Genomic DNA, 25,224 nt, shown 5'->3' on the forward strand with positions numbered 1-25,224 from the left:
ACCGTTTCGTACGTGTCCTCACTCACGGGCCGCGTCCACTCGTATCCATGTTCCCGACATTTCACGAGTTGCCCAGGCCCGATTCCCGGAAAAGCATGGGGAGGTGAGCTATCTGCGCCTGCCCCACCTCAGCGGTGACCTGCTGTGCTTCGTCGCCGAGGACGATCTCTGGCTCGCCCGCCTCGACGGAGACGGAGGACACCCCGGACCGGGGCCGTCCGGCACCGACGGCCGCGCCTGGCGGCTCACCGTCGACCGTACGAAGGTCGGGCACCCGCGCTTCTCGCCCGACGGCCGGCACATCGCGTACACGAGCTGGCGCAGCCTCGTGCCCGAGATCCACCGGGTGCCGGTGGACGGCGGCCCCGCGCAGCGGCTCACCTACTGGGGCAGCGCCGACACCCAGGTCTGCGGCTGGTCCCCGGACGGCGACATCCTCGCCGTCGCCTCCCACGGGCAGCCCTTCTCCTACTTCACCTGGGCCTACAGCGTCCCGGCGGGCGGCGGCCCCGGCGGCCGGCTCCCCTGGGGACCGGTCTCCGACATCCAGGTCACGGACATCGGCGGGGAGCGGAAGACCCTCCTCCTCACCGGCACCCCGCCGCACGAACCGGCCGCCTGGAAGCGCTACCGGGGCGGCGCGACCGGCCGCCTCTGGCTGCACGGCGAGCGTCTGCTCGCCGACCTCGACGGCCATCTCCACTCCCCCATGTTCGTCGGCGACCGCATCGCCTTCCTCTCCGACCACGAGGGCGTCGGCAACCTCTACTCGTGCGCGTACGACGGTTCCGGCCTGCGCCGCCACACCGACCACGACGCCTTCTACGCCCGGCACGCCTCCAGCGACGGCACCCGGGTCGTGTACCAGTGCGCGGGCGCCCTGTGGATCGTCGACCACCTCGCCGCCGACTCCGTCCCCCGCCGCCTCGACGTACGGCTCGGCGGCCCGCGCGCCGGCCGCCGTACGTACCAGGTGCCCGCCGCGCAGCACGTCGACGGCATCTCCGTCGACGAGACGGGCCGCGCGAGCGCCGTCGTCGTACGCGGCAGCCTGTACTGGCTGACGCACCGGGACGGCCCGGCCCGGACCATCACCGACACACCCGGGGTACGGGTCCGGCTCCCCGAGATGCTCGGCTCGGGCGGGCAGGTCGCGTACGTCACGGACGCCGACGGCGAGGACGCGGTCGAGATCGCGTATCTGCCGAGGGCCAGCGGGGAGCGGGAGCCGAGGCGGCTGGCCTCGGGCGGCCTGGGCCGGGTGCTCGAACTGGTCTCCGACCCGGCGGGCGAACGCCTCGCCATCGCCGCCCACGACGGCCGCCTTCTCCTCATCGACGCCTCGGAGGAGTCGAACGGGGAGGTCACCGAGCTGATCTGCTCCCTCAACGGGCCGGTCACGGACCTCGCCTTCTCCCCCGACGGCGCCTGGCTCACCTGGTCCCACCCGGGCATCGGCCGCTCCCTGCGCCAGATCAAGATGGCGCGCATCAAGGACCGTCTGATCGTCGACGTCACCAACGGCCGCTTCGAGGACGAGAACCCGGTCTTCACCAGGGACGGCCGCTATCTCGCCTTCCTCTCCTGGCGGGGCTTCGACCCGGTGTACGACGTCCACACCGGCGACCTCTCCTTCCCGCTCGGCTGCCGCCCCTACCTCGTCCCGCTCTCCTCGGCCACGCCCTCGCCCTTCGCCCTCTCCCCCGACGGACGGCCGGCCGCCGGTGGCCTGGACCCCGCCTCGGACGAGGGCGCCGACGGCACGGTGACCGTCGAGGCCGAGGGACTGGAGAGCCGGGTGACGCCCTTCCCGGTCGCCGCGTCCAAGTACTCGGCGCTGTATCCGGTCGCGGGCGGCGGACTGGTGTGGCTGCGCTGGCCGATCTCCGGCGCGCTCGGCGAGACGTTCGCGAACCCGGACGACACCAGCGGCCGGCCGACACTCGAACACTTCAACATCAGCAAGGGCAAGAAGTCCGAACTCGTCGACCACCTCGACTGGTTCGCGGTGAGCGGCGACGCCTCACGGCTGGTCGTGGTGGACGAGGACGAGCTGCGCGCGGTGCCCTCCACCGACCCGGGCGACGGCGACACGACCGTCTGGATCGACCTGCGCCGGGTCCTGCACGAGGTCGACCCCCCGGCGGAATGGCGCCAGTCGTACGAGGAGGCCGGCCGCCTGATCCGCGCCTACTTCTGGGAACCCCGGATGTGCGGCATCGACTGGGACGCGGTGCTGGAGCAGTACCGCCCGCTCGTCGAACGGGTCGCCTCCCCCGACGAGTTCGCGGACCTGCTCCGGGAGGTCCTGGGCGAACTGGGCACGTCCCACGCGTACGTCACGCCCGCCCGCCGCAACGAGGGCCCGCCCCACTACCAGCGCAGGCAGGGCCTGTTGGGTGCCAACTTCGTTCGCAGGGAAAGCGGTTGGATGCTCGACCGGATCCTCCCCGGCGACTCCTCCGACTCCAAGGCCCGCTCCCCGCTGGCCGGTTCGGGAATCCGGGAGGGCGCGCTGCTCACCCATGTGGACGGGCGCCCGGTGGACCCGGTGACGGGCCCGTTCCCGCTGCTCGCGGGAGCGGGCGGTACGACGGTGGAGCTGACGTTCACCGCGGCCGACGTCACCGCGGCCGACGTCACTTCGACCGGTGCCGCTTCCACCGACACCGCTTCGGCCGCGGGCGCGGGCCGGGCGCGGAGGGTCGCGGTCGTCCCGCTCGTCGACGAACGGCCGTTGCGGTACCAGGACTGGGTGGCCAAACGCCGGGAAGTGGTACGGGAGTTGAGCGGCGGACGGTGCGGCTACCTGCACATCCCCGACATGGGCGGCTCGGGCTGGGCCCAGTTCAACCGCGACCTGCGCATGGAGGTGTCGAGGCCCGCCCTCATCGTCGACGTGCGCGGCAACGCCGGCGGCCACATCAGCGAACTGGTGGTGGAGAAACTGACGCGCACGATCCTGGGCTGGGACCTGACACGCAACGCCCAGGCGGTCTCGTACGCCTCGAACGCCCCCCGGGGACCGGTGGTCGCCCTCGCCGACGAGGCGACGTCCTCCGACGGCGACATGATCACGGCCGCCTTCAAACTCCTCGGTCTGGGCCCGGTGGTGGGCCAGCGGACCTGGGGCGGAGTGGTCGGCATGACCGGCCGCCACCGCCTGGGCGACGGCACGGTGATCACGGTCCCGATGAACGCGGCCTGGTTCGACACCTACGGCTGGACAGTGGAGAACCAGGGCGTCGCCCCGGACCTGGAGGTCCTGCGCACCCCGCTGGACTGGGCGGAGGGCCGCCACGTCGAAACGGACGACGCCATCAAACTGGCCCTGGCCCTGCTGGAAACCCACCCCGCGGCAACCCCGCCGACCTACGACGAGGTCCCCAACAGAGCGAGACCACAACTCCCGCCGCGGTCGTGAACCAAGGCTCCGGCCGAGTTCCTGACAGGAGGCGCCGGGGTCACACGCTCAGGGGCGCGGGGAACCGAGCGACCAGCCCCCACCCACCCCCACCCGGCAACGCACCCCCAACACCCCGAACAAAAGCGCAGGGTGCCCTCGAAAACCAGAGGGCACCCCACGCCAACCGCTCGCTCAAGCAGGACTACGCGTCGTAGTCCCGGTCGATCCGCTCCGCTTCCTCCCGCATCGCCCGCTCCGTCTCCTCGTCACGCGGACGCCCCCGCTCCGGAGTCTCCTGACCCGGCCGGTCCTGACGGCCCTCCTCGCGCTGGCCCTGCTGACCCTTCCGGGCCTGCTCCATCTTCTCCTTGGCCTGGCGCGCCTTGTCCTGCATCTCGTCCTTCATGCCCATGTGGGTTCACTCCCGTAAGTGGGTGAGGGGATGGGGGCTCGACCAGATTTGCACGCCAGGACAACCCACGCATTTCGATCAGTCACGTTCGGTGACCGACCGCCCCCGCGCCTCCTCGTCGGCCGCGCCACCCGCGCCCACGAGCCCGGTACCCATCCCCTGCAACCGTCCGGAGAACCGCCCGACCTCCCGCTGCCCCACCGCACCGATCAGCCCCGGCAGATACCCCCGTATCCCCTGCATCCCGCGCAGCCAGCCCTGCCCGTACACATGGCTGGACCGCCGTTCGATCCCCGCCACGAGCCGGTCGACGGCGGGCCCCAGCGGATACGTCTTGCTGGCCGGCCACGGCAACCGCTGCCGCAACTCCCGCATGACGTCGTCCTGGTCGGCCCCGCGCACCATGTCGGTGTCGGTCCACGACAGGTACGCGACCCCCACCCGGACGCCCTTGTACCCGACCTCGGCCCGCAGACAGTGCGCGTACGCCTCGACGCCGGCCTTGGACGCGCAGTACGCGGTCATCATCGGCGCCGGGGTGATGGCGGCCAGGGACGCGATCTGGAGCAGATAACCCCGGCTCTCCATCAGCACCGGCAGAAACGCCCGGGCGGTGACCGCCGACCCGATCAGGTTGACCTCGATGACCCGCCGCCAGGACTCCGGATCGGAGTCGACGAAGGGCCCGCCGCTCGCGACACCCGCGTTGGCGACGACGATGTCGACCTTCCCGAACCGCTCCTTGACCTCCCCCGCCACCCGGGCCATCGCTTCGTGATCGGTGACGTCGGCATACCAGTACGCGCTGTCGGTGTGCAGCCGTTCCGAGACCTGCTTGAGTTCGTCGGCCTCCAGCCCGACCAGCGCGACCCTGGCCCCGCGAGCGGAGAGCTTGCGCGCGAGCAGCTCACCGACCCCCCGGGCGGCCCCCGTGACGACAGCGACCTGCCCGTCCAGACTGACCTTGCTCATGCGCTCTCCTCGATAGGTACGCCGCCGTCGACACGTACGTCACTGCCGGCCCGGGTGCCGTCGCCGCCGGCCCGGGTGCCCCGCGCCCCCGACTTCCCGTACACCGCGACGAGTTCACGGATCACCCCGGTCACCGCCTCCGGCGCCTCGACTGGCGTCATGTGCCCGAGGCCGGGCAGCTCGGTCACACCGTGACACCGGGGCAGCGCGGCGGCCAGTGCCCGCGCGTGAACGGGCGGGGTCATCCGGTCGGCCGTACCGACGACGACAGCAGCCGGAACGGTCAACTCCCTTACCTGTGAGTCGAGTTGGACCCCGTCCAGGACCCGAGCCCAGGCGTACCGCACCTTGCGCGGGCACGCGTGCACGATCCGGGCGCACGCCTCGACCATCGCGGGCGACGAACCGGCGCCCATCGTCGCGTACTTGAGGATGCGCCGGGAGACCGGAGTGACCGGACCCATCGGGGCGCGCGAGCTGAGGCTCCGCCGGGTGAGCCAGGTGCGCAGCCGCCCGGCGCGCATCGGGAGGACCAGCGATTCGGCGACGAGCCGCGAACTGCCGGTGCTGCACAGCAGTACGGCCGCCGCGTGCTCCCGGAACCCCGGCCGCGCGGAGGCCGCCAGCACCGTCATCCCGCCCATGGAGTGCCCCACGACCACGGCCTTCTCACCGGGCGCGAGGGTGGCCGCGAGGACGGCCTCCAGGTCGTCGGCGAGTACGTCGGTACTACAGACGGGGCTCGCCGGACTGCGTCCGTGGCCGCGCTGGTCGTAGGCGACGACCCGGTGACCGGGGGCGAGTTCACGGATCTGGGCGGCCCAGAAGGCGGTCGAGCAGGTCCAGCCGTGCGCGAGGACGACCACGGGCCCGTCGGCCACGCCGTGCACCTCGGCGTGCAGCCGGGCGCCGTCCGCCGAAACGACGGTCAGCTCACGGACGGGCACCGGCGGGACGTACGGGCCGCCCGACACGGACATCAGCCGGCTCACGCGTCCACCCCTACGGTCGAGTTGAGGTCACCGGCGCCGCTGAGGTCACCGGCGCCGTTGCTGTTGCTGTTGTTGCTGCTGCTGTTGCCCCCGCCGGTGCTGTTGCCGACCGCCGCCCGCAGCACCTCGTACTCGGCGAGATTCACGCTCCGGGTCGCCCGCCGGAACTCGGACGTCGTACCGGGCCAGACGGTGGTGTTGCGCCCGTTCGCGTCGAGGTACCAGCTGCTGCACCCGCCCGTGCTCCACACCGTGCGCCGCATCCGCTCCTGGACCCGGTCGTTCCAGGCGTCGACGGCGGCGGGCCGGGCGTCGAGCGCGACCCGCCCTCCGAGCACGCCCAACTGCCTTACGTAGTCGGCCATGTAGTTCAGCTGGGACTCGATCATCAGGATCATGGAGGAGTTCCCGAGGCCGGTGTTGGGCCCGATGATCGTCATCCAGTTGGGGAACCCGGCGGCCGACGCCCCGCGCAGCGCCCGCATCCCGCTGTCCGCCCAGGCCTCGGCGAGCGTACGCCCGTCGGCGCCGACAACCCGGTCGGCGATGGGCATGTCGGTGACGTGGAACCCCGTACCGAAGACGATGGCGTCGACCTCGGCCGTACTCCCGTCGGCGCCGACGACGGTGGAGCCCCGTACCTCGCTCAGTCCGCTCGCCACGACGTCCACGTTGGGCCGGGTGAGCGCCGGGTAGTACGCGCTCGACAGCAGGATGCGCTTGCAGCCGATGCGGTAGTCCGGGGTGAGCTTGGCGCGCAGGGCCGGATCCTTGACGGAGCGGCGCATGTTGCGCCTGGCCAGCGCCTCCACCGCCCCCAGCTCGCCCGGATGCTTGGTGAACGCCTGGACCTGCAACTCCCGCATGCCCCAGAGGAGTCCGCGCCGCAGCCGGGTGGTGAAGGGCAGCGCGCGGTGCACGGCGCGCTCGGCGTCGCCGATGGCCCGGTCGACGCGGGGCATCACCCAGGGCGGGGTGCGCTGGAAGACGGTGAGGCGGGAGACGTCGGGCTGGATCGCGGGCACGATCTGGATGGCGGAGGCCCCGGTCCCGACCATCGCGACCCGCTTGCCGCGCAGGTCGTAGTCGTGGTCCCAGCGGGCGGAGTGGAAGACCTTGCCGGGGAAGGTGTCGAGCCCCGGGACGTCCGGCACCTTGGGATCGGAGAGAGGCCCGGTGGCGGAGACGACGAGATCGGCGAGCAGGGTCCCGCTGCTGGTCTCGATGACCCAAGCCAACCGTCCACCGTCCCAGGTCATCTTCTTCACCTCGGAGTCGAGGCGGAGATGGGGCCGCAGTCCGAAGACGTCGGTGACGTGCTCCAGATAGGCACGGATGTGCTCCTGCCCGGAGAAGGCGCGCGGCCAGTCGGGATTCGGGGCGAAGGAGAAGGAGTAGAGGTGGGACGGCACGTCACAGGCGCATCCCGGATAGCTGTTGTCGCGCCAGGTACCGCCGACGCTGCCGGCCCGCTCCAGGACGACGAAGTCGGTGACGCCTTCGCGGCGCAGCCGCACGGCAGCCCCGAGCCCTCCGAACCCGGACCCGATCACCGCCACCCGCACATGTTCGTGTTCGGCTTCCTGTTCGGCTTCGTGTTCAGCCATGCCGATGCCTCCGACCCTCACCCGCGACTCCGCCAGTGAACACTGGCGCAATGGGGACAGTAGAGGACGCTCGTACTGATGGGTAGGGGCCGGAAGAAGGAAAGTTACCGCTGGTACGCCGTAGGGTTCCGACGTGGCAGACGCAGCGGAGACCGCAGAAGAGCGCGAGTACCGGATGGAGGAGCTGGCCGGGCTGGCCGGCATCACCGTCCGCACCCTGCGCTTCTATCGCGAACGCAAACTGATCCCGCCACCCCGCCGCGAGGGCCGCATCGCCTGGTACGACGACCATCACCTGGGCCGCCTGCGCACGATCTCGGCGCTGCTGGAACGCGGGCACACCCTCAACGGCATCGCGGAACTGGCCGAGGCCTTCGACAACGGCCGCGACGTCGCCGACCTGCTCGGCCTCGGCGCCCCCACCGAGGAGACCCCGGTCCGCCTCACCCCCGAGGAACTCGCCGACCGCTTCGGCCCGGACGCCACCCCCGAGAACCTCGCGGCCTCGATGGACCTCGGCTACCTGGGCACCGACGGCGACCAGATCGTCCACATCAGCCGCAGCCTCCTGGACGCGTCGTCGGCGCTGGTCCAGGAGGGCATCCCGCTCTCGGCCGTCCTGGCGGCGGGCAAACGGGTACGCGACCACGCGGACGCCCTGGCCGAGATCTTCACGGACGTGATCCTCACCCACGCCCCGGCGGCGGACCCGGCACGTCTGCGCCCCCTGGCGCAACGGGTGGTGGAGGCGGAGCTCTCACTGGCGCTGGACCGCCGGATGCGCCAGGACGGCCGAGAACCCGGAGGCTCTTGAGATCCCTGGGGCTCCTGGGGCTCACAGGTCCCCTGAGGCTCCTGGGGCTCCTGGGGCGAGACGGCTCAGAGGTCGTAGACGACCGTCACGGGTGCGTGGTCCGACCAGCGCTCCTCATGCGTCGCCGCGCGCTCGACGTACCCCTTGACCGCCTTGGCGGCGAGCCCCGGCGTCGAGATCTCGTAGTCGATCCGCCACCCCGAGTCGTTGTCGAAGGCCCGCCCCCGGTACGACCACCACGAGTACGGCCCCTCGACATCCGGATGCAGCGCCCGGACCACATCCACGAACCCCCCGTCCCCCTCGTCCAGCACCCGCCCGAGCCACTCCCGCTCCTCCGGCAGGAACCCGGAGTTCTTCTGGTTGGCGCGCCAGTTCTTGAGGTCGGCGGGCCGGTGGGCGATGTTCCAGTCGCCGCAGACGACGACCTCGCGCCCGTCGGCGGCGGCCCGCTCGCGCAGGTCCTTGAGGTGGGCGAGGAACTCGTCCATGAAGCGGATCTTCTCGTCCTGCCGCTCGGTGCCGACCTCGCCGGACGGCAGGTACAGGCTGGCGACGGTGACGCCGGGCAGGTCGGCCTCGACGTACCGGCCGCTGCCGTCGAACTCGGCGGAGCCGAAGCCGATCCGGACACGGTCGGGCTCGCGGCGGGTGTAGAGGGAGACCCCGGCGCGGCCCTTGGCGGCGGCGGGCGCGTGGGTGACGTACCAGCCCTCGGGCGCGCGGACCTCCTCCGGCAGCTGCTGCGGTTCGGCGCGCACCTCCTGGAGGCACAGCACGTCGGCGGAGGTTCCGGCGAGCCACTCCACGAAGCCCTTCTTGGCGGCGGCGCGGAGTCCGTTCACATTCACAGAGGTCACAGTCAGCACGCGGGCACGATACCCGGACAGCGGAAACACGTGGCGACACCGACATGCATACATGTACCGTGTATGGAATGAATATCCGCCGGGTCTCCTTCGACCACCCCGACGCCGTCAAGCTCAACGACCAGGTCCAGGCCGAGTACGCCGCCCGCTACGAGGACGAGGGCGACGCCACCCACCTCGACCCGGCGATGTTCGACCCGCCGTCCGGCCTGTACCTGATCGCGTACGACGAGCAGGACCGGCCCGTCGCCACCGGCGGCTGGCGCGGTCGCGACAACGCGAACGACGAAGGCTATCTGACCGGCGACGCCGAACTGAAGCGGATGTACGTCGTCGAGGAGGCGCGCGGGCTCGGTCTGGCCCGCCGCATACTCGCCGCCCTGGAGGAGGACGCCCGCGCCGCCGGCCGCACCCGCATGGTCCTGGAGACGGGCGACCGACAGCCGGAGGCCATCGCCCTGTACACCTCCAGCGGCTACGAACCCTCCGCCAAGTTCGGCTACTACCGCCACTACGAGGCGAGCCTCTGCTTCGCCAAGCCCCTGTAGAGGGCTGGTAGAGGGCTACAGGGGACTGAGGAGGCTGGGAGGACTGAGGGCGCCGGGTCGGACTGAAGGGACTCGTGCACGGGTGCCGCCGCCGGTAAGGCCTCAGGCCCGCAGAAACGCCAGTACCGCCAGCACCCGGCGATGTGTCCCGTCCGCCGGAGGCAGATCCAGCTTGGTGAGAATGCCGCCGATGTGCTTGCCGACGGCCGCCTCGGAGACCACCAGCTCACGGGCTATCGAACCGTTGGACCGGCCCTCCGCCATCAGGGCCAGCACCTCGCGCTCACGCGGGGTCAGCCGCGCCAGCGGATCGCGACGCCGGCGCAGCAACTGCCGTACGACCTCGGGGTCGACGACCGTGCCCCCGTCCGCGACCCGGCGCAGCGCGTCGACGAACTCCTCGACCTGGCCCACCCGGTCCTTGAGCAGATAGCCGACGCCCGTGCCGTCGCCGGAGTCGAGCAGTTCGGCGGCGTAGGTCCGCTGGACGTACTGGCTGAGGACTAGGACGGGCAGCCCCGGCCGCGCCTCGCGCAGCTTCACGGCCGCGTGCAGCCCCTCGTCCTGGAAACCGGGCGGCATACGGACGTCCGTCACCACGATGTCCGGTTCCTGCTCGGTGACCGCCGCGAGCAGCGCGTTCGCGTCCCCGACGGCCGCCACGACCTCGTGGCCGACCCGGGTGAGCAGCCCGATCAGCCCCTCCCGCAGCAGCACGCTGTCCTCGGCGAGGACTATGCGGAGCGACGGGCGCGATCCGTCGACTGGCTCAACTCGCAAGGAATCTCCACCCGCAGCAACGTCGGTCCACCCGGCGGGCTGGACAGGGAAAGTCTGCCATCGAGCACCGACACCCGGTCCGCGAGCCCGGTGAGCCCGCTGCCGCCCCCGGCGTCCGCGCCACCCCGCCCGTCGTCCCGCACGGTGACCAACAGCCGTCCGTCGCGGTGTCCGCCGCCGACCTCGGCCCGGCTCGCCCCGCTGTGCCGGTCGACGTTGGCGAGCGCCTCGCAGACCACGAAGTACGCGGCCGACTCCACCGCCCCGGGAAGGCGGCCGGGCACCTCGAAGGCGACGTCCACGGGCACCGCCGTACGGTCGGCCGCGTCGGCCACCGCCGCCTGGAGTCCGTAGTCGGCGAGGACCTGGGGATGGATCCCGTGGATCAGCTCGCGCAACTCCGCCAGCGCCTTGCCCGCTTCCCCCTGCGCCTTGGCCAGTTGATCGGCGAGCGGCCCCGGCGGTGCGTCCAGCCGGGCCAGCCCGAGCGTCACCGACAGGGCGACCAGGCGCTGTTGGGCACCGTCGTGCAGATCGCGCTCGATCCGACGCCGCTCCGCCTCGAAGGCGTCCACCAACCGGACGCGGGAGCGCGCCAGTTCGACGACCCGCTCCCCCAACTCGACGTCCCTGGCGGCGATCAGCAGCTGCGTCAGCCCGGCCCGCGCACCGGCGGCGACCGCGAGCACATAGGCGCCCAGGGCCAGCAGAACCAGGCCGCCGGCCGCGCAGCCGAAGGCGGTCGGCCAGTCGGTGACCGTCCACTGCTTGAGCACCTTCACCTCCAGCCCGTCGCCAACGGTGGCCAGCAGCAACGGAGTTGCCACCAGGGCGACCGGAACGAGCAGCGCGACGGTGACGAGAAGGGCGTCCACGGGCCACAACAGGCCCGCGAACAGCAGCGCGTACCCGAGCTCCCGCCAGGTCGCCCCCTCCCGCAGTCTGACCGCCAGCCAGGGCCGCAGACCGGGCGCGACCGGCTCGCGGTGCGGATCGGGCACCGGCTCCGGATCGACCAGCCGCAGCCTGGCCCGCTCGACGCGGGCCACGGGAAGCCCGGCCAGGGCGAGGGCGACGAGCAGTGGCAGACCCACGAGCACGACGGCGAGCGTCCCGCCGGCCACGGCCAGAAGCACGACCAGCACAAGGACGAATGATCCGGTCACGGCCCCACTGACGAGATAGGCGACCGACCGCCAGGGCCACCACGACAGCAGAAAACCCGGCCGGGTCATGGCCTGCCACACGTTCCTCGGATGCATGACGATCACGTTAGGAGCCGGCCGCCCGCAAGGACCATCGGTCCAGCGGGCGAATCGGGGGTATGCCTGGCCCTACCCCAGGACTCGCCCCTGCCGCACTGCTCCGGCGCACCGCGCACGGTTGCCTTGAGCCCCATGAACCTCGAACCGATGAGCCTCGAACCCGAGAACCCTGAGCCCGAGAACCTTGAGCCCTTGAGCAGCGGCGCCGTTCAACTGCGTTCCGTCACCCGGAAGTTCGGCACCGGTGGACGGGCCGGGAGCGTGGTGACAGCCCTCGACTCGATCACCCTCGCCTTCCCCCGGGGCACCCTCACCTCCGTCATGGGCCCGTCCGGCTCGGGCAAGTCGACCCTGCTTCAGTGCGCGGCGGGGCTGGACCGGCCCACGTCCGGTTCGGTCACGCTGGACGGCACCGAGCTGACCGCCCTGAACGAACGTGAGTTGACCCTGTTGCGCCGCGACCGCGTCGGCTTCGTCTTCCAGGCCTTCAACCTGATCCCCTCCCTGACCGCCGAGCAGAACGTGGCACTCCCCCTTCGCCTGGCCCGCCGCCGCCCCGCCAGGTCGCAGGTACGGCAGGTGCTGACGCGGGTCGGCCTCGCCGACCGGGCCCGCCACCGGCCATCGGAACTCTCCGGCGGGCAGCAGCAACGAGTGGCCCTGGCCCGCGCGTTGATCACCCGCCCCGAGGTCCTGTTCGCCGACGAGCCGACCGGCGCCCTGGACTCCCGGGCGGGCCACGAGGTGCTCCGGCTGCTGCGCGCGATGGTCGACACGGACGGCCGTACGGTCGTCATGGTCACGCACGACCCGGTGGCGGCGTCGTACGCGGACCGGGTGGTCCTCCTCGTCGACGGCGGGCTGCACGACGAGATGACGGGCCCGTCGGCACAGGCGGTCGCCGCCCGTATGGCAACCCTGGAGTCCGCGCAGGCGACCCGTCCGGAGACCGCCCCGTGCCGATGATGACGACGACCACCCTCCGTACCCGCTGGACGGCCTTCACCGGCAGCTTCGTCGCCCTCTCCCTCGGTGTCGCCCTGATCGCCGTCATGGGCCTGGCCCTGGCCGCCACCCTGGACGCCCCCGCCCGCGGCCCCGAACGGTTCGCCGCCGCACCGCTGGTCGTACGAGGCGCGGACACCCTCCGCGTACGGACCCCGCACGGCACCGAGACCCGACAACTCGCCCACCCACGCCCCGTACCGAAGGAGGTCGTCGCCCAACTGCGCACCCTGGGCAGGGTCGTCGAGGACAGAACATTCGCCGTACGGGCCAACACGAGCACCGCCCCCGACGATCTGCTGGCCCACCCCTGGTCGACCGCCGCCTTCGCCCCGTACACGATCACCGAAGGCCGGCCCCCGCGAACCGCCGGGGAGGCGGTCGTGACCGGCGACTGGGCGAAACCCGGCGACCGGGTGCCCACCGCCCACGGCACGGTACGCGTCGTCGGCACGGTCAGCCCTCCCGGCGCCGGGCCGGGCTTCGAGAACGCCATGTTCCTCACGGACGCCCGGGCCGCCGAACTCGCCCCGTACAGCGTCCAGTTGGTGGTGGACTCCGATGACGTGGCAGCCGTACGGGAGGCAGTGCGCGGGGCCGACGGTGTCACGGTCCTGACCGGCGGCGCCCGACGCCTCGCGGACGCGGACCCCGGCCGGGACAGGGAAGCGCTCACCGCTCTGAACGCCCTGTTCGGCACGGCGGGCGGAGTCACCGGTTTCGTGTCGGTGTTCGTCGTGGCGTCGACGTTCGCGTTCACCGTCGCCCAGCGGCAACGGGAGTTCGGTCTGCTGCGCACCGCCGGAGCGACCCCGGGCCAACTCCGTCGCATGGTCCTCGCGGAGGCCCTGGCCGTCGGTGTCCTCGCCTCGGCCGCCGGCTGCGCACTCGGCGCGTACGGCGCGCCGCGTCTCGTCGAGTGGACGGTCGAGGGCGGTGTCGCACCGCGCTGGTTCGCGCTCGGCGAGCAGGTGTGGCCGTACCATCTGGCTTTCTGGACAGGCCTGTTGGTGGCTCTGTGCGGTGTGGTGAGCGCGTCCTGGCGCGCGGGCCGCACCGCCCCGACGGAGGCGCTGCGCGAGGCCGCACCGCACACCCGCCCCCTGCCCCGCACCCGCCTCCTGATCGGCGCGGCCCTCCTGCTCACAGCCGTACTGACCCTCGCCGTCTCCCTGTTGACGGACCCGGGCGACCTGCTGCACCGCAAGACGTACACCAGCCGCCCCCTGCTCCTGATCACCGCGACCGCGCTCCTCGCACCGGTCCTCGTACGCCCCCTGGTCCGCCTCCTCACCCGGCCGCTGGACCGGCTCCCGGGCGCCACAGTGCTGCTGGCCCGTGAGAACACCACCGCGAACGTCCGCCGCACCGCCGCGATCGCGGCCCCCGTCCTGGTCACCGTGGCCCTCACGGGCTCCCTCCTCGGCGCCACCGCGACCCTCGACGGGGCGCGGGCGACCGAGCTGCGCCGCGCGACGGCAGCCGGCCTCGTCGTCACCGCGCCCCCGGGCGCGGCCTTCGACCCACGACTGGCGGCACGTCTGCGCGCCCTGCCCGGAGTGGCCGCGGTCTCCGCGACCGCGCCGACCGCCGTGTACGTCCTGGAGGAGGGCGTGGCCCTCATCAGGTCCAAGGCCCGCGCGGCCGATCCGGTACTCCTCTCCGCGACGGCCGGCCTGCCGGTGACATCGGGCCGGGTGACCGACCTCGACGACGACTCGATCATCGTCAACGAGGAGTGGGAACGGCACACGGTGGGCGAGAAGGTGACGGTGTGGCTGGGCGACGGCACCGAGCGGTCACTACGGATCGCCGCGACTCTGGCCACCGGCACGGGCGACAACGGTGCGTATGTCACCCCGGTCAACGCACGGGGATCCCGGCCCGACCGGCTGGACGTGACCCTGGCGGCCGGCGCGGACGCTCCGGCGACGACAGCGAGCCTGCGCAGGGCCGTCAGCGGAACCGGCGGACAACTGCTCACCCGGCCCCAATGGCTGAGAGCCGGTTCCCCGCCCTCCGCCGCCAACCCCGCGACCCGGGTCGGCCTCCTCCTCGTGCTCGGCATCGCCCTCGTCTACACGGGCATCTCCCTCGCCAACACCATGACCATGGCAACCTCCGACCGGGCCCGCGAGCTGGCCGCGCTGCGCCTGGCCGGCGCCACCCGCCGGCAGGTACTGGGAGTGGTCGGCGCGGAAGCCCTTCTGGTGGTGACGGTAGGCGCGCTCCTCGGCCTGCTGGTAGCCGGGGTGAACCTGCTGGGCATGTGGAGCGCGCTCCGCGTCCTGTCCGTACGGGCCACCCTCGAACTCCCCTGGTCGGCACTCGCCACGACGACAACGGCCTGCGCGGCACTTGCGGTGGCCTCGGCCCTGCTACCGGCGGCGCTGTCACTGCGGCGAAGGCCGTCGGACCTCGCGGGAAGCCGCCCTTGACGGCCTCGGTGTCCTACGACCGAGGTTCCTCCGGCCCGGCCACACGGGGAAGCCGGACGGTGAACGCCGCTCCGCTGCCGGGGGTGCTGCGGACGCTGACGGTTCCGCCGCAACCACTCTCGCCCGGGGCGGTGTCCGACCGGCACCCCGGGCGAGTTCGTCCCACCAACTCCCTCGCCACACGGGCCACCGTCTAATCGCCGTCACCGTCACCGTCGCCGTCGCCGTCGCCAACGGGAGCGGGAGCGGGAGCGGGGGCCATGGCGAACCCTCCACCCCGGACCTGAAGCACCCCACCCAGCACGACGAGTCCCAGAGCCACCGTGGAAAGAACCATCGCCGCGCCGTCGGAGAAGCCGAGAAGTCGGGGTCCTCCGTCCAAGACGAAGCCGATGCCCACCGCCATCCAACCCCAACCAGCTCTCGGCGACCGCGCGTACGCCGCAGTTCCCCGGCCGGCCCAGGTCAACACGCCCAGCACTATGAGAAAGCAGCCGGACCCCAGCATGATCCACGCGGACATGGCACCCCTCCGCGGGCAGGCTACTTCACGGGCGGAACGCCTTTGAGCAGTGGCCTGGCGAGACGTTGACCTGCGGACCTTCCGCCCTCTGTCCGCGGTTCCATGCGAGCCACCGCTGTGTCCCGTCGGATCGGGCACGCAACGGGCACGACCGAAAACAGTCGCTGCACTTCGCTGCTGTACGGCACCAAAAAGCCCCAGCCGGATCTCTCCGACTGGGGCTTTGAGCTGCGGTGGACCTGTGGGGATTTGAACCCCAGACCCCCTCGATGCGAACGAGGTGCGCTACCAGACTGCGCCACAGGCCCTTGCAACGAGTGAAACTCTAGCATCCCGATCCGGGTGCTCGGAAATCCGTTCCGCGCTGGTCGGTCGAGGCCGCCGCACGGTCTCCCACCTGCCGGTACCGCTCGCTACTCGTTGGCCGCGCGAGGCCGTTCGCCGTCCTCGTACTGGTCGAACAGCGGTGTACGGCCCCGTTCCCGGGCTCGCCTGGCGGAGGCTGCGCGGCGCGCGTCGGTGCGGCCGTCCGAGCCCTCCTCGTCCTGCTCCGGGTCGGACTCGGGCCCCTCCGACAGCTCCGCCTCCGTCGCGTCCTCCGTCGTCGCCTGCTCGTCCGCCGACGACTCCGACTCCCGGCCCACCGTGCTGGACCGCGCCGAGCTCCAGGCGTCCGGTGCGCCGAGGTCCACGTCGGACGTGGCACGGGGGGCGACCGGGGCGGTCACGTACGTCGGCAGCGGTACCGGGACCGGATCCCAGCTGTCGCCGTGGCCGGGGCGGCGCTGGCGTTCGCGCTGCTGGTCGACCCACTCCGCGTGGTCGGTCTGCTCGACGAGCGCGCGCCTGTCGGCGGCGAGCGCGGACAGGCCGGGGTCGGTCTCCGGTTCCGGGTGCTCGTCCTGCTCCTCGGCCCCGGGTTCGCCGGACGGCCGCCGCCGGGGCTGGCGCTCACGCAGTCGCTGCGCGGCGAGCTCGGCCTGGCGCCGATCCATCTGGTAGGTGAAACGGCGCCGTTCCTGCGTACGCAGGTAGGCGATGTATCCGCTCAGCATGGCCGCCGGGACGGCGGGGGCCCAGAGGAAGGCGAGTCCGCCGACCGCCGCGACGATCGTGCCGAGCGTGAAGGCGAAGAACAACATCGCCGTCGTACGCCGTCGGCGCGCGAGCACCTTCGAGCGCCGGGCGCGCGCGGCGGCTTCCGCCGATGCGCTCGCGCTCCGACGAGCCGCCGGTACGCGCTCACGCTTCCGTTCCCCGGCCGGCGCCGAAACCGGGGCCGAAGCGGACACCTGTGCGTGCTGCTCCCGCTTCGGCGCCCTCGGCTGTTCGTGCGCCTGGGCCGGTGCATGCTCCTGGTGCGCCTGTTCCTGTGCCTGTACCTGGACCTTTGCCTTGGGGCGGGTCGGGGGCAGGGCGAAGGCCCGGACGTCCACCGAGTCGGTGACACCCTCCGGGTCTCCGGCGCCGCGCTCCCCCTCGTCGGTGGAGCGCGCCCGCAGGTCCTTGGCGTACCGGCGCTCCATGCCCGCCCGTCCGGACAGGAGCCGGATGGCGGTGCTGAAGCGTTCCGTCGGACGAGCCTCGTTCAGCTCGTCCTGCCTACGGAGCCACATCGGCACCAAGTAGGCGGCCCAGGCCCCGACAATGACTGCGTAGATGAGGCCGCTGCTGCTCACGCCTCACACGGTAGAGGGGTTTGCGTGAGGCCATCTGCCAATTGAGCCGGTGTGTCGCACGATCTGGCTGATATTTCGAGCTTTTTTTGTGATCGATCCGATCAGTGGGTCATCGCGGGCGTGAATTTGGCACCACAAGTCGATCGCCGTCCGATCGTCGCACGATCACCGGTCGACCAGCTTTCGAACACTTATTCAATTTCCGCGGGATTCTGTGGCGTGTTCCGTGATGTGTTCTGTGGTGTGTTCCGGGAGCGTGCTCGCTGCGAGCGGCTCAGCAGTCCCTCCGGGACCTCTTCCGCGGTCAGCGCGAAGACGAGATGGTCGCGCCAGGCCCCGTCGATGTGGAGATAGCGGGGCCTGAGCCCTTCGTCGCGGAATCCGAGTTTCTCGACGACCCGGCGGCTCGGCCCGTTCTCGGGGCGAATGCAGACCTCGACCCGGTGCAGCCCGACCGTACGGAAACAGTGGTCCACAGCGAGTGCGACCGCCGTCGGCATCACGCCCCGGCCCGCCACCGCCTCGTCCACCCAATAGCCGACGTGTCCCGAACACATCGAGCCCCAGGTGATGCCGGCGACCGTCAACTGGCCGACCAGCTGACCCTGGTACTCGATGGCGAAGGGCAGCATCCGGCCCGCGTTCGCCTCCGCGCGCAGATGCCGGATCATCTGACGGTAGGTCGGCCGGTGGGCGATCGGACCACTGGGCGTCGGCGGTGGGATCGTCGCCTCCCAGGGCCGCAGCCAGTCCCGGTTGCGCCGGTTGATCTCGCGCCAGGTCCGCTGGTCGCGCAGCCTGACGGGCCGGAGGACGACATCGCCGTCCACCAGCTCGACCGGCCAGGACGGGCTGTTCAGCTCGCACCCCCACTGCTGGCGCCGGGTCTGGGGTGATCGCCGCCCCGGATCTGGTCTACGGCATGTTTCAACAAGGGCTCCAGCACGGCCAGTCCGTCCTTCACCCCGCCGGTGGAACCCGGCAGATTGACGATGAGTGTCCCGGCCGCGACGCCGGCGAGGCCGCGCGACAGCGCCGACGTCGGCACCTTCTCGCGGCCGAACGCCCGGATGGCCTCGGCGATGCCCGGCACCTCCAGGTCGAGCACCGCGCGGGTCGCCTCCGGAGTGCGGTCGGTCGGCGAGATGCCGGTGCCGCCGGTGGTGACGATGACGTCGTACCCGGCCTCGACACCGGCCCGCAGCGCGTTCTCCACCGGGTCGCCGTCGGGCACGACCAACGGTCCGGCGACGGCGAAGCCGGACTTCTCCAGCCCGGCCACGATCAGCGGGCCGCCCTTGTCCTCGTAGACGCCCGCCGCCGCACGGTTGGAGGCGGTCACGACGAGGGCGGCGTAGGGCGCGAGCAGCGCGCCCCCGAGCAGCGGCTCGACAGGTGGCGTCGGTGTCATGGCCGGCTCCAGTCGCCCGACTTCCCGCCGGTTTTCTCCTCCACCCGGACGTCCGTGATGACCGCTCCCTTGTCGACCGCCTTGACCATGTCGATCACGGTGAGCGCGGCGACCGAGACCGCCGTGAGGGCCTCCATCTCGACGCCCGTGCGGTCCGTCGTCTTCACGGTGGCCAGGATCTCGACGGCGTCGTCCGCGACCGACAGGTCCAGTTTCACACCCGACACCGACAACGGGTGGCAGAGCGGGATGAGGTCCGGTGTCCGCTTGGCTCCCATGATGCCCGCGATCCGCGCGGTGGCCAGGGCGTCCCCCTTGGGGACCCCTTCCCCGCGCAGCAGCTCGATCACGCGCGGCGAGACAAGGACACGGCCACTGGCACGGGCGGTGCGCGCGGTCACGTCCTTCGCGGATACGTCGACCATGCGGGCGGCGCCCGCCTCGTCGATGTGCGTCAGTCGGTCGTCCTGCATGCTCATGTGCTGCGGCGCTCCCGGTCGGGCCTGTTGTGCGCGACACGCTACTCCCAACCGGCGCCCTTCAGCCGCCCGCGCCCGCCGGTCAGCCGAGCAGGACGACCTCGACCTCGGCGCCGGGCTCCACGGACTCCTGCTCCTCGGGTACGACGATCAGCGCGTCGGCGTGGGCAAGGGCCGCGATCAGGTGCGATCCGGCGCCGCCCACCGGCGTCACCCGGCCGTCCGCGTAGGTGCCGCGCAGGAACTGGCGGCGCCCGGGCGGCGAGGTCAGCGCCTTGTCCGTCGTCAGGACCGCCCTGGTCGTGGGCCGGTGGATGTCCGTCACGCCCATCAGGGCACGGATCGCGGGCCGCACGAACAGTTCGAAGGAGACGTACGACGACACCGGGTTGCCCGGCAGGGCGAGCAGCGGTGTGTGGTCGGGGCCGACGGTTCCGAAGCCCTGGGGCTTGCCGGGCTGCATGGCGAGCTTGCGGAAGTCGACGCCGGCGCCGGGCTCGTCCTCGTCGGCGACGTGCGAGAGGGCCTCCTTGACCACGTCGTACGCGCCCACGCTGACGCCTCCGGTGGTGACGACGAGGTCGGCGCGGACGAGCTGGTCCTCGATGGTGGAGCGGAGGGTCTCGGCGTCGTCGGCGACCGCGCCCACGCGGTAGGCGATCGCCCCGGCGTCCCGGGCGGCGGCGGTGAGGGCGAAGCTGTTGGAGTCGTAGATCTGGCCGTGCGCGAGTTTCTGGTCGGGCTGGATCAGCTCGCTGCCGGTCGACATGACGACCACGCGCGGGCGCGGGCGTACGCGTACGGTGCCGCGGCCGATCGCGGCGAGGAGGGCGATCTGCGGCGGGCCGAGGACGGTGCCCTCGGCGAGGGCGCGGTCGCCGGCCCGGACGTCGCTGCCCTGTGCGCGCACGTGCGCGCGTGCCGGTGCCGGGCGGTGCACGCGCACCTGGCCGTAGGCGCCGTCGGGGTCGATGCTGCGGGCGCGCATCCCGGTGACGGGGCCCTCACCGAGGCCGCCGTCGGTCCACTCCACGGGGACGACGGTCTCGGCGCCGGGTGGCAGCGGGGCGCCGGTCATGATGCGGGCGGCCTGGCCGGGGCCCACGTGGAGCAGTCCGTCCTGGCCGGCCGCGACGTCTCCGATCACCGTCAGGGCGGCCGGGTACTCCTCGCTCGCGCCCGCGACATCGGCGACCCGGACCGCGTACCCGTCCATGGAGCTGTTGTCGAACGGCGGCAGGGAGACCTGCACCGTGACGTCCTCGACCAGGACGCAGCCCTGCGCGTCGAGGATCTGCAGCTCGATGGGTTCGAGGGGGCGGACGGTCGCGAGGATGTCCTCCAGGTGCTCGTCCACCGACCACAGGTGGTCCTGGCCGGTGGTGGTGCGGGGCGCGGCGCTGCTCAACGTTGCTACATCTCCTCGGCTACGTAACTGCGAAGCCAGGTCCGGAAGTCCGGGCCCAGGTCCTCACGTTCGCATGCGAGTCTGACAATGGCACGCAGGTAGTCGCCGCGGTCCCCGGTGTCATAGCGGCGGCCCTTGAAGACGACGCCGTGCACGGGGCCGCCGACCTTCTCGTCCTGGGCGAGCTGCTGGAGGGCGTCGGTGAGCTGGATCTCGCCGCCGCGGCCGGGCTCGGTCTGGCGGAGTATGCCGAAGATGTGGGGGTCGAGGACGTAGCGGCCGATGACCGCGTAGTTCGACGGTGCGTCCGCGGCGTCCGGCTTCTCGACGAGGCCGGTGACCTTGACGACGTCTCCGTCGGCGGTGGTCTCGACGGCCGCGCAGCCGTACATGTGGATCTGCTCGGGGGCGACCTCCATGAGGGCGATCACGCTGCCGCCGTGCTGCTCCTGGACCTCGACCATGCGCTTGAGCAGGGGGTCGCGGGGGTCGATGAGGTCGTCGCCGAGGAGGACGGCGAAGGGCTCGTGGCCGACGTGCGGGGCCGCGCACAGGACGGCGTGGCCTAGGCCCTTGGGGTCGCCCTGGCGGACGTAGTGCATGGTCGCGAGGTCGCTGGACTCCTGGACCTTGGCGAGTCGCGCGGCGTCGCCCTTCTTCTGAAGGGCGGACTCCAGCTCGTAGTTGCGGTCGAAGTGGTCCTCAAGGGGGCGCTTGTTGCGTCCCGTGATCATGAGGACGTCGTCGAGGCCCGCGGACGCGGCCTCCTCGACCACGTACTGGATCGCCGGCTTGTCGACGACCGGCAGCATCTCCTTGGGAGTGGCCTTGGTGGCCGGCAGGAACCGGGTACCGAGGCCTGCTGCGGGGATGACAGCCTTGCTGATCCTGGGGTGCGACTCAGTCATGCCGGCAACCTTATCCGGAGCCTTTGTACGGATTCCGTGGTGCCGATTAAATGAAGCTCACATCTGCATATGAAGCACATGAGATCACTGGACGCGATAGTGGGAGCGCCATGGAGGCAGGGCCTGACAAGCGGACGTTGCGACGGGACCTCCTCGCGGCGAGAAGCGGGTTGACGGCCGCCGACGTCGAGGCGGCGGGGGCCGCCCTGGCCTCCCGCGCGCCCGGCCTGCCCGAGCTCGCGCACGCGCGCACGGTCGCCGCGTACGTCTCCGTCGGCACCGAACCCGGCACCCTGGCGCTGCTCGACGTCCTCCACGCACGCGGGGTGCGGGTCCTGCTGCCGGTGCTCCTCCCGGACAACGACCTCGACTGGGGCACGTACGCCGGACAGGGGTCCCTGGTGGAGGTGCGGCACGGTGGGCGGATGGCCCTCCTGGAGCCGGCCGGCGAGCGTCTCGGGGCGGACGCCGTGACGGGCGCCGACGCCGTCCTGCTGCCCGGACTGGCCGTGGACGGCCTGGGGCTGCGCCTGGGGCGCGGCGGAGGCTCGTACGACCGTGTGCTGGCCCGGCTGGAGCGCTCGGGCGCCGATCCGGCCCTGGTGGTGCTGCTGTACGACTCCGAGGTGCTCCCCCGGGTCCCGGCCGAGCCGCACGACCGGCCGGTGCACGCGGTGGTCACCCCGTCGGGAGTACGCCGCTTCCCCGGCTCCTCCTGAAACGGAAACGGCCCTCCACGCGCGCGTGGAGGGCCGTTCGCGGATCGCCTACCGCGTGCTCACGGTTTCAGCAGCAGTGTGTCGCTCGTGCTGTCGTCGACCGCCTTGTCCGAGAAGGACCAGTCCAGCAGTTCGCCCTTGACCCACTTGCCCGTCTGGTCGGTGTAGTGGTCGCTGAAGGCGTGCCCGGAGGCTCCCGTCAGGTTGATCCACTTCGACTTGTCGAGGTCGCCGAGGTTGACCACCATGCGCATCGACGGCACCCAGATGACGCCGTAGCCGCCTGCCGCGTTCCAGCCGGTCGCGTCGACCGCCGCCTCGCCGCCGCCGAGCTTCCAGGGGCCGCGGTTGAGGATGTACTGCACGAAGCCGGGGCCCTCGGTGCCCAGGGTCTGGTTCTTCAGGAACAGGCGGTGCAGCCGGCCCCAGCTCCAGGTGTCGATGTCCTTGCCGAGCTTGGCGGTCAGTTCCCAGCGGGCGTCCGACATGGCGCGCGCGAACAGCTGGTCGCGGTTGGTCGCGGCCGTCTCGGTGCGGGTCCTCGGCGTGCTCCACCAGTCGTTGTCCTGGTCGTTGACGATCTTGCGGACCACCTCGAACCAGCGGTCACCGCCGTCCGGCTGCGCCTGGTCCGCGTCCCGCTGACCGCATTCGAGCACCGGCTGGTCCGCGTCGGCGGGGCTGGTGGTGCTGACCGGCCTGACGTACAGGCACTGTCCCTTGACGCGCACTTCCTTGGGCAGCTTGTTGCCGAAGGCGAGCTTCAGGATGTTGCGCCAGACCGAGTTGAAGTAGGCCGCCGCGGCCGAGTCGGGGTCCTGGGTGTAGTCCCAGCCCACGAGGAGCTTCTGCGCCTCACGGACGTACTTGTCCTTGACGTCGATCGCCAGCAGCTTGGGCACCAGCAGCTTGGCGATCTCGCTGCTGTTGTCCAGCTGCATCTGGCGCATGTCGTCGGTGGAGATCTTGCCGCCGCCCTTGATCTTCGACGCGATCAGATCGGCGATGCGCTGGCTGCGGGTGCCGTAGCCCCAGTCCGTGGTGAGCGTGTACGGGTACTTGGCCTTGTCGACGACGGCCTGGTTGGCGGTCACGATGTAGCCGCGCTTCGGGTTGTACTCGAAGGGCAGCTCGGCCTGCTTGAGGTAGCCGGTCCAGCGGTACTTGGAGTCCCAGCCGGGGACCGGGAGCGAGCCGTCGTCGCCCGCCGCGCGCGTGGGGATGCGTCCCGGGAGCTGGTAGCCGATGTTGCCCGCGGTGTCCGCGTAGACGAGGTTCTGCGAGGGCACGTCGAAGGAGGCCGCGCCCGCGCGGAACTCGGTCCAGTTCGACGCCTTGTCGATCAGGAAGACGGCGTCCATGGAGGTGCCGGGGTCCAGCGCGGTCCAGCGCAGCGCGATGCCGTAGCCGTCACCGCGGTCGGGGGCCGCTGCGTCGACGGTGGCCTTCTGGCCGACCTTGACGAGTTCGTCGTCCCGGTCGGACAGCAGGGGCCCGTTCTCGGTCTCGCGGACGACGATCTTCTTGGACGCGCCGCCGGCGACCTCGATGGTCTCCTCGCGCGTGGTGAACGGCTTCGTCTTACCGTCGTACAGGTAGCCGTCGCCGGAGAGCTTCTCCAGGTAGAGGTCGGTGACGTCGGCGCCCGAGTTGGTCATGCCCCAGGCGATGTCGGCGTTGTGGCCGATGATCACGCCGGGCATGCCCGCGAAGGTGTATCCGGAGACGTCGTACTGGCACTTGGCGGAGACGCTGCGGCAGTGCAGGCCCATCTGGTACCAGACGGACGGCAGCGAAGGCGACAGGTGCGGGTCGTTGGCCAGCAGCGGTTTTCCGGTGATGGTGTGGGCGCCCGCGACGACCCAGGAGTTGGAGCCGATGCCGTTGCCGTTCACCCCGACGGCCGTCGGGACGTCGTCGAGGACCCGGTAGAGGCCCTCCAGCTGGCTCTGGAAGGCCGCGGAGTCGACGGCCGAGGTTTCGGACGTACCAGAGGAGGCGGACTCCGTGCCCGCGGTGCTGCCGCCCTGCGCGTACGTCTGCGTCGTGGCGTCGTACGCGCCTTCCTGGACGATCGGCTTGTTCCGGCTGTACGGGTACTCCGGGTACAGGTCGGCGATCTGCTGCGGGCCGAGACGGCTGGTCAGCAGGGATCGGTCGATCTCGTCCTGCATGTTGCCGCGCAGGTCCCAGGCCATCGCCTTCAGCCACGCGACCGAGTCGACCGGGGTCCACTCCTGCGGCTTGTAGTCGTTCTCGAACCCGAGGGCCGCGTACTCCAGGGAGATGTCCGCGCCGTCCTTGCCCTTCAGGTAGGCGTTGACTCCCTTGGCGTAGGCCTGGAGGTACTTCTTCGTGGCGGCCGACAGGGTCTTGTCGTACTCGTCCTTGGCCACCCGGTCCCAGCCCAGGGTGCGCAGGAACTCGTCGTTCTCGACCTGCCCCTTGCCGAACATCTCGGAGAGCCGGCCGGACGTCATGTGCCGGCGTACGTCCATCTCGTAGAACCGGTCCTGCGCCTGGACGTAGCCCTGTGCCATGAACAGGTCCTCGTCGGAGGAGGCGTAGATCTGCGGGACGCCGTAGCTGTCGCGCTTGACGTCGACGGGTCCGGACAGGCCTTCGAGCGAGATCGAGCCCTTGGTCTGCGGGAAGGAGGCCCGGACGGTACTGACGGACCAGTAGGCGCCGAAGGCGAGGCCTCCGACGATGGCCAGAACCAGGACGATCACGAACAGTCGGGCTTTGCGCCCCTTCTTCCTGCCGGACTTGCCGGACTTGTTACCGGAAGAGCTGGTGGTGGTGGGGGGCATCGCTGTCCTTGCTGTCCTAACGCGAGCGGCAGGCGGTACTGGAGTGCTGGAGCAACCATAGGGGCAGGGCCCGGCGCGACTTGACGCGGAGTCGGGTACGCGAACGGACGGGCGTTCGATCATGCCCGGAGAAGTGTCAAGAAATCGTCAAGAGTTAGGTAAGGTAACGAAGTACT

At 71.4% G+C, this 25,224-nt stretch carries 21 protein-coding genes and 1 tRNA gene; 6 read left to right on the forward strand and 16 right to left on the reverse strand.

The annotated features are described in order from the left end of the window. The first annotated feature begins 103 nt into the window (after positions 1 to 103). Positions 104 to 3,424 (forward strand): S41 family peptidase, encoded by a 3,321-nt coding sequence (locus tag OG595_RS16850; protein WP_329272918.1) that lies wholly within the window; start codon positions 104 to 106, stop codon positions 3,422 to 3,424. A 184-nt stretch (positions 3,425 to 3,608) separates the two neighbouring features. Here OG595_RS16850 and OG595_RS16855 read toward each other — a convergent pair whose 3' ends face one another. The 4 genes from OG595_RS16855 to OG595_RS16870 form a co-directional block, all read right to left on the reverse strand. Next, positions 3,609 to 3,818, reverse strand: coding sequence for a hypothetical protein (locus tag OG595_RS16855; RefSeq protein WP_329272921.1), 210 nt, complete (start codon positions 3,816 to 3,818; stop codon positions 3,609 to 3,611). Between the two features lie 78 nt (positions 3,819 to 3,896). Continuing rightward, complete coding sequence (locus tag OG595_RS16860; protein ID WP_329272923.1) at positions 3,897 to 4,790, reverse strand: SDR family oxidoreductase; 894 nt, start codon at positions 4,788 to 4,790, stop codon at positions 3,897 to 3,899. Continuing rightward, a complete protein-coding gene (locus OG595_RS16865) occupies positions 4,787 to 5,782 on the reverse strand; it encodes an alpha/beta fold hydrolase (protein WP_329272926.1) in 996 nt (331 codons plus the stop codon). Before OG595_RS16865 ends, OG595_RS16860 begins: the two co-directional genes overlap by 4 nt. After that, a complete protein-coding gene (locus OG595_RS16870) occupies positions 5,779 to 7,389 on the reverse strand; it encodes a flavin-containing monooxygenase (RefSeq protein ID WP_329272927.1) in 1,611 nt (536 codons plus the stop codon). Before OG595_RS16870 ends, OG595_RS16865 begins: the two co-directional genes overlap by 4 nt. Positions 7,390 to 7,564: 175 nt before the next feature. Between OG595_RS16870 and OG595_RS16875 the strand changes: the two genes are divergently transcribed. Beyond that, complete coding sequence (locus OG595_RS16875; protein WP_329282949.1) at positions 7,565 to 8,203, forward strand: MerR family transcriptional regulator; 639 nt, start codon at positions 7,565 to 7,567, stop codon at positions 8,201 to 8,203. Between the two features lie 65 nt (positions 8,204 to 8,268). Here the strand turns inward: OG595_RS16875 and OG595_RS16880 are convergent, their stop codons facing one another. Continuing rightward, positions 8,269 to 9,072 carry an exodeoxyribonuclease III gene (locus tag OG595_RS16880; protein WP_329272929.1) on the reverse strand — a complete coding sequence of 268 codons (804 nt, stop codon included), beginning with the start codon at positions 9,070 to 9,072 and terminating at the stop codon, positions 8,269 to 8,271. Between the two features lie 68 nt (positions 9,073 to 9,140). On the opposite strand from OG595_RS16880, the gene OG595_RS16885 reads away from it, so the two are divergent. Then, positions 9,141 to 9,620 carry a GNAT family N-acetyltransferase gene (locus OG595_RS16885; RefSeq protein ID WP_329272930.1) on the forward strand — a complete coding sequence of 160 codons (480 nt, stop codon included), beginning with the start codon at positions 9,141 to 9,143 and terminating at the stop codon, positions 9,618 to 9,620. Positions 9,621 to 9,722: 102 nt separating this feature from the next. Here the strand turns inward: OG595_RS16885 and OG595_RS16890 are convergent, their stop codons facing one another. Both OG595_RS16890 and OG595_RS16895 read right to left on the reverse strand, forming a co-directional pair. Beyond that, entirely contained in the window at positions 9,723 to 10,358 is a 636-nt protein-coding gene (locus OG595_RS16890; protein ID WP_329282950.1) for a response regulator transcription factor, read from the reverse strand. After that, positions 10,355 to 11,662, reverse strand: coding sequence for a sensor histidine kinase (locus OG595_RS16895; RefSeq protein WP_329272932.1), 1,308 nt, complete (start codon positions 11,660 to 11,662; stop codon positions 10,355 to 10,357). The genes OG595_RS16890 and OG595_RS16895 overlap by 4 nt, the downstream gene beginning before the upstream one ends. Positions 11,663 to 11,812: 150 nt before the next feature. On the opposite strand from OG595_RS16895, the gene OG595_RS16900 reads away from it, so the two are divergent. Further along, positions 11,813 to 12,631, forward strand: coding sequence for an ABC transporter ATP-binding protein (locus tag OG595_RS16900; protein WP_329282952.1), 819 nt, complete (start codon positions 11,813 to 11,815; stop codon positions 12,629 to 12,631). Next, positions 12,628 to 15,108: an ABC transporter permease gene (locus OG595_RS16905; protein WP_329282954.1), complete on the forward strand. Its 2,481-nt coding sequence runs from the start codon at positions 12,628 to 12,630 to the stop codon at positions 15,106 to 15,108. Before OG595_RS16900 ends, OG595_RS16905 begins: the two co-directional genes overlap by 4 nt. A gap of 193 nt (positions 15,109 to 15,301) precedes the next feature. Here OG595_RS16905 and OG595_RS16910 read toward each other — a convergent pair whose 3' ends face one another. From OG595_RS16910 to galU, 8 genes are all read right to left on the reverse strand, one after another. Next, positions 15,302 to 15,631 (reverse strand): hypothetical protein, encoded by a 330-nt coding sequence (locus tag OG595_RS16910; RefSeq protein WP_329272935.1) that lies wholly within the window; start codon positions 15,629 to 15,631, stop codon positions 15,302 to 15,304. 234 nt (positions 15,632 to 15,865) lie between these two features. Continuing rightward, positions 15,866 to 15,939, reverse strand: a tRNA-Ala gene (locus tag OG595_RS16915). Positions 15,940 to 16,044: 105 nt separating this feature from the next. After that, positions 16,045 to 17,310 carry a divisome protein SepX/GlpR gene (gene sepX / locus OG595_RS16920; RefSeq protein WP_329272938.1) on the reverse strand — a complete coding sequence of 422 codons (1,266 nt, stop codon included), beginning with the start codon at positions 17,308 to 17,310 and terminating at the stop codon, positions 16,045 to 16,047. A gap of 191 nt (positions 17,311 to 17,501) precedes the next feature. Next, positions 17,502 to 18,140 carry a GNAT family N-acetyltransferase gene (locus OG595_RS16925; RefSeq protein ID WP_329272941.1) on the reverse strand — a complete coding sequence of 213 codons (639 nt, stop codon included), beginning with the start codon at positions 18,138 to 18,140 and terminating at the stop codon, positions 17,502 to 17,504. Positions 18,141 to 18,166: 26 nt separating this feature from the next. Beyond that, on the reverse strand, positions 18,167 to 18,721 hold the full coding sequence (locus tag OG595_RS16930; RefSeq protein WP_329272942.1) for a MogA/MoaB family molybdenum cofactor biosynthesis protein: 555 nt from the start codon (positions 18,719 to 18,721) through the stop codon (positions 18,167 to 18,169). Beyond that, positions 18,718 to 19,200, reverse strand: a complete 483-nt coding sequence (moaC, locus tag OG595_RS16935) for a cyclic pyranopterin monophosphate synthase MoaC (RefSeq protein ID WP_329272944.1) — start codon at positions 19,198 to 19,200, stop codon at positions 18,718 to 18,720. Before moaC ends, OG595_RS16930 begins: the two co-directional genes overlap by 4 nt. A gap of 82 nt (positions 19,201 to 19,282) precedes the next feature. Further along, the gene (gene glp, locus OG595_RS16940; RefSeq protein WP_329272946.1) at positions 19,283 to 20,608 is read right to left on the reverse strand and encodes a molybdotransferase-like divisome protein Glp; all 1,326 of its coding nucleotides are present in this window, start codon (positions 20,606 to 20,608) and stop codon (positions 19,283 to 19,285) included. A gap of 5 nt (positions 20,609 to 20,613) precedes the next feature. Beyond that, the gene (gene galU / locus OG595_RS16945) at positions 20,614 to 21,516 is read right to left on the reverse strand and encodes a UTP--glucose-1-phosphate uridylyltransferase GalU (protein WP_329272948.1); all 903 of its coding nucleotides are present in this window, start codon (positions 21,514 to 21,516) and stop codon (positions 20,614 to 20,616) included. Positions 21,517 to 21,626: 110 nt separating this feature from the next. Here galU and OG595_RS16950 point away from each other — a divergent pair, with 110 nt between their 5' ends. Beyond that, positions 21,627 to 22,235 carry a 5-formyltetrahydrofolate cyclo-ligase gene (locus OG595_RS16950; protein WP_329272951.1) on the forward strand — a complete coding sequence of 203 codons (609 nt, stop codon included), beginning with the start codon at positions 21,627 to 21,629 and terminating at the stop codon, positions 22,233 to 22,235. 59 nt (positions 22,236 to 22,294) lie between these two features. On the opposite strand, the gene OG595_RS16955 is transcribed toward OG595_RS16950, so the two are convergent. Continuing rightward, on the reverse strand, positions 22,295 to 25,048 hold the full coding sequence (locus OG595_RS16955) for a penicillin acylase family protein (protein WP_329272952.1): 2,754 nt from the start codon (positions 25,046 to 25,048) through the stop codon (positions 22,295 to 22,297). Between the last annotated feature and the right edge of the window lie 176 nt (positions 25,049 to 25,224).

This window comes from Streptomyces sp. NBC_01451 (genome assembly GCF_036227485.1).
In the GTDB taxonomy this organism is placed as follows: Bacteria; Actinomycetota; Actinomycetes; order Streptomycetales; family Streptomycetaceae; genus Streptomyces.

Excerpts from the sequence above, each read along its gene's own strand:
- OG595_RS16855 (WP_329272921.1), bottom strand. The coding sequence starts at position 3,818 with ATGGGCATGAAGGACGAGATGCAGGACAAGGCGCGCCAGGCCAAGGAG.
- OG595_RS16860 (WP_329272923.1), bottom strand. The coding sequence starts at position 4,790 with ATGAGCAAGGTCAGTCTGGACGGGCAGGTCGCTGTCGTCACGGGGGCC.
- OG595_RS16870 (WP_329272927.1), bottom strand. The coding sequence starts at position 7,389 with ATGGCTGAACACGAAGCCGAACAGGAAGCCGAACACGAACATGTGCGG.
- OG595_RS16875 (WP_329282949.1), top strand. The coding sequence starts at position 7,565 with ATGGAGGAGCTGGCCGGGCTGGCCGGCATCACCGTCCGCACCCTGCGC.
- OG595_RS16885 (WP_329272930.1), top strand. The coding sequence starts at position 9,141 with ATGAATATCCGCCGGGTCTCCTTCGACCACCCCGACGCCGTCAAGCTC.
- OG595_RS16895 (WP_329272932.1), bottom strand. The coding sequence starts at position 11,662 with ATGCATCCGAGGAACGTGTGGCAGGCCATGACCCGGCCGGGTTTTCTG.
- OG595_RS16900 (WP_329282952.1), top strand. The coding sequence starts at position 11,813 with ATGAGCCTCGAACCCGAGAACCCTGAGCCCGAGAACCTTGAGCCCTTG.
- OG595_RS16905 (WP_329282954.1), top strand. The coding sequence starts at position 12,628 with ATGATGACGACGACCACCCTCCGTACCCGCTGGACGGCCTTCACCGGC.
- OG595_RS16910 (WP_329272935.1), bottom strand. The coding sequence starts at position 15,631 with ATGTCCGCGTGGATCATGCTGGGGTCCGGCTGCTTTCTCATAGTGCTG.
- OG595_RS16930 (WP_329272942.1), bottom strand. The coding sequence starts at position 18,721 with ATGACACCGACGCCACCTGTCGAGCCGCTGCTCGGGGGCGCGCTGCTC.
- moaC (WP_329272944.1), bottom strand. The coding sequence starts at position 19,200 with ATGAGCATGCAGGACGACCGACTGACGCACATCGACGAGGCGGGCGCC.
- galU (WP_329272948.1), bottom strand. The coding sequence starts at position 21,516 with ATGACTGAGTCGCACCCCAGGATCAGCAAGGCTGTCATCCCCGCAGCA.
- OG595_RS16950 (WP_329272951.1), top strand. The coding sequence starts at position 21,627 with ATGGAGGCAGGGCCTGACAAGCGGACGTTGCGACGGGACCTCCTCGCG.
- OG595_RS16955 (WP_329272952.1), bottom strand. The coding sequence starts at position 25,048 with ATGCCCCCCACCACCACCAGCTCTTCCGGTAACAAGTCCGGCAAGTCC.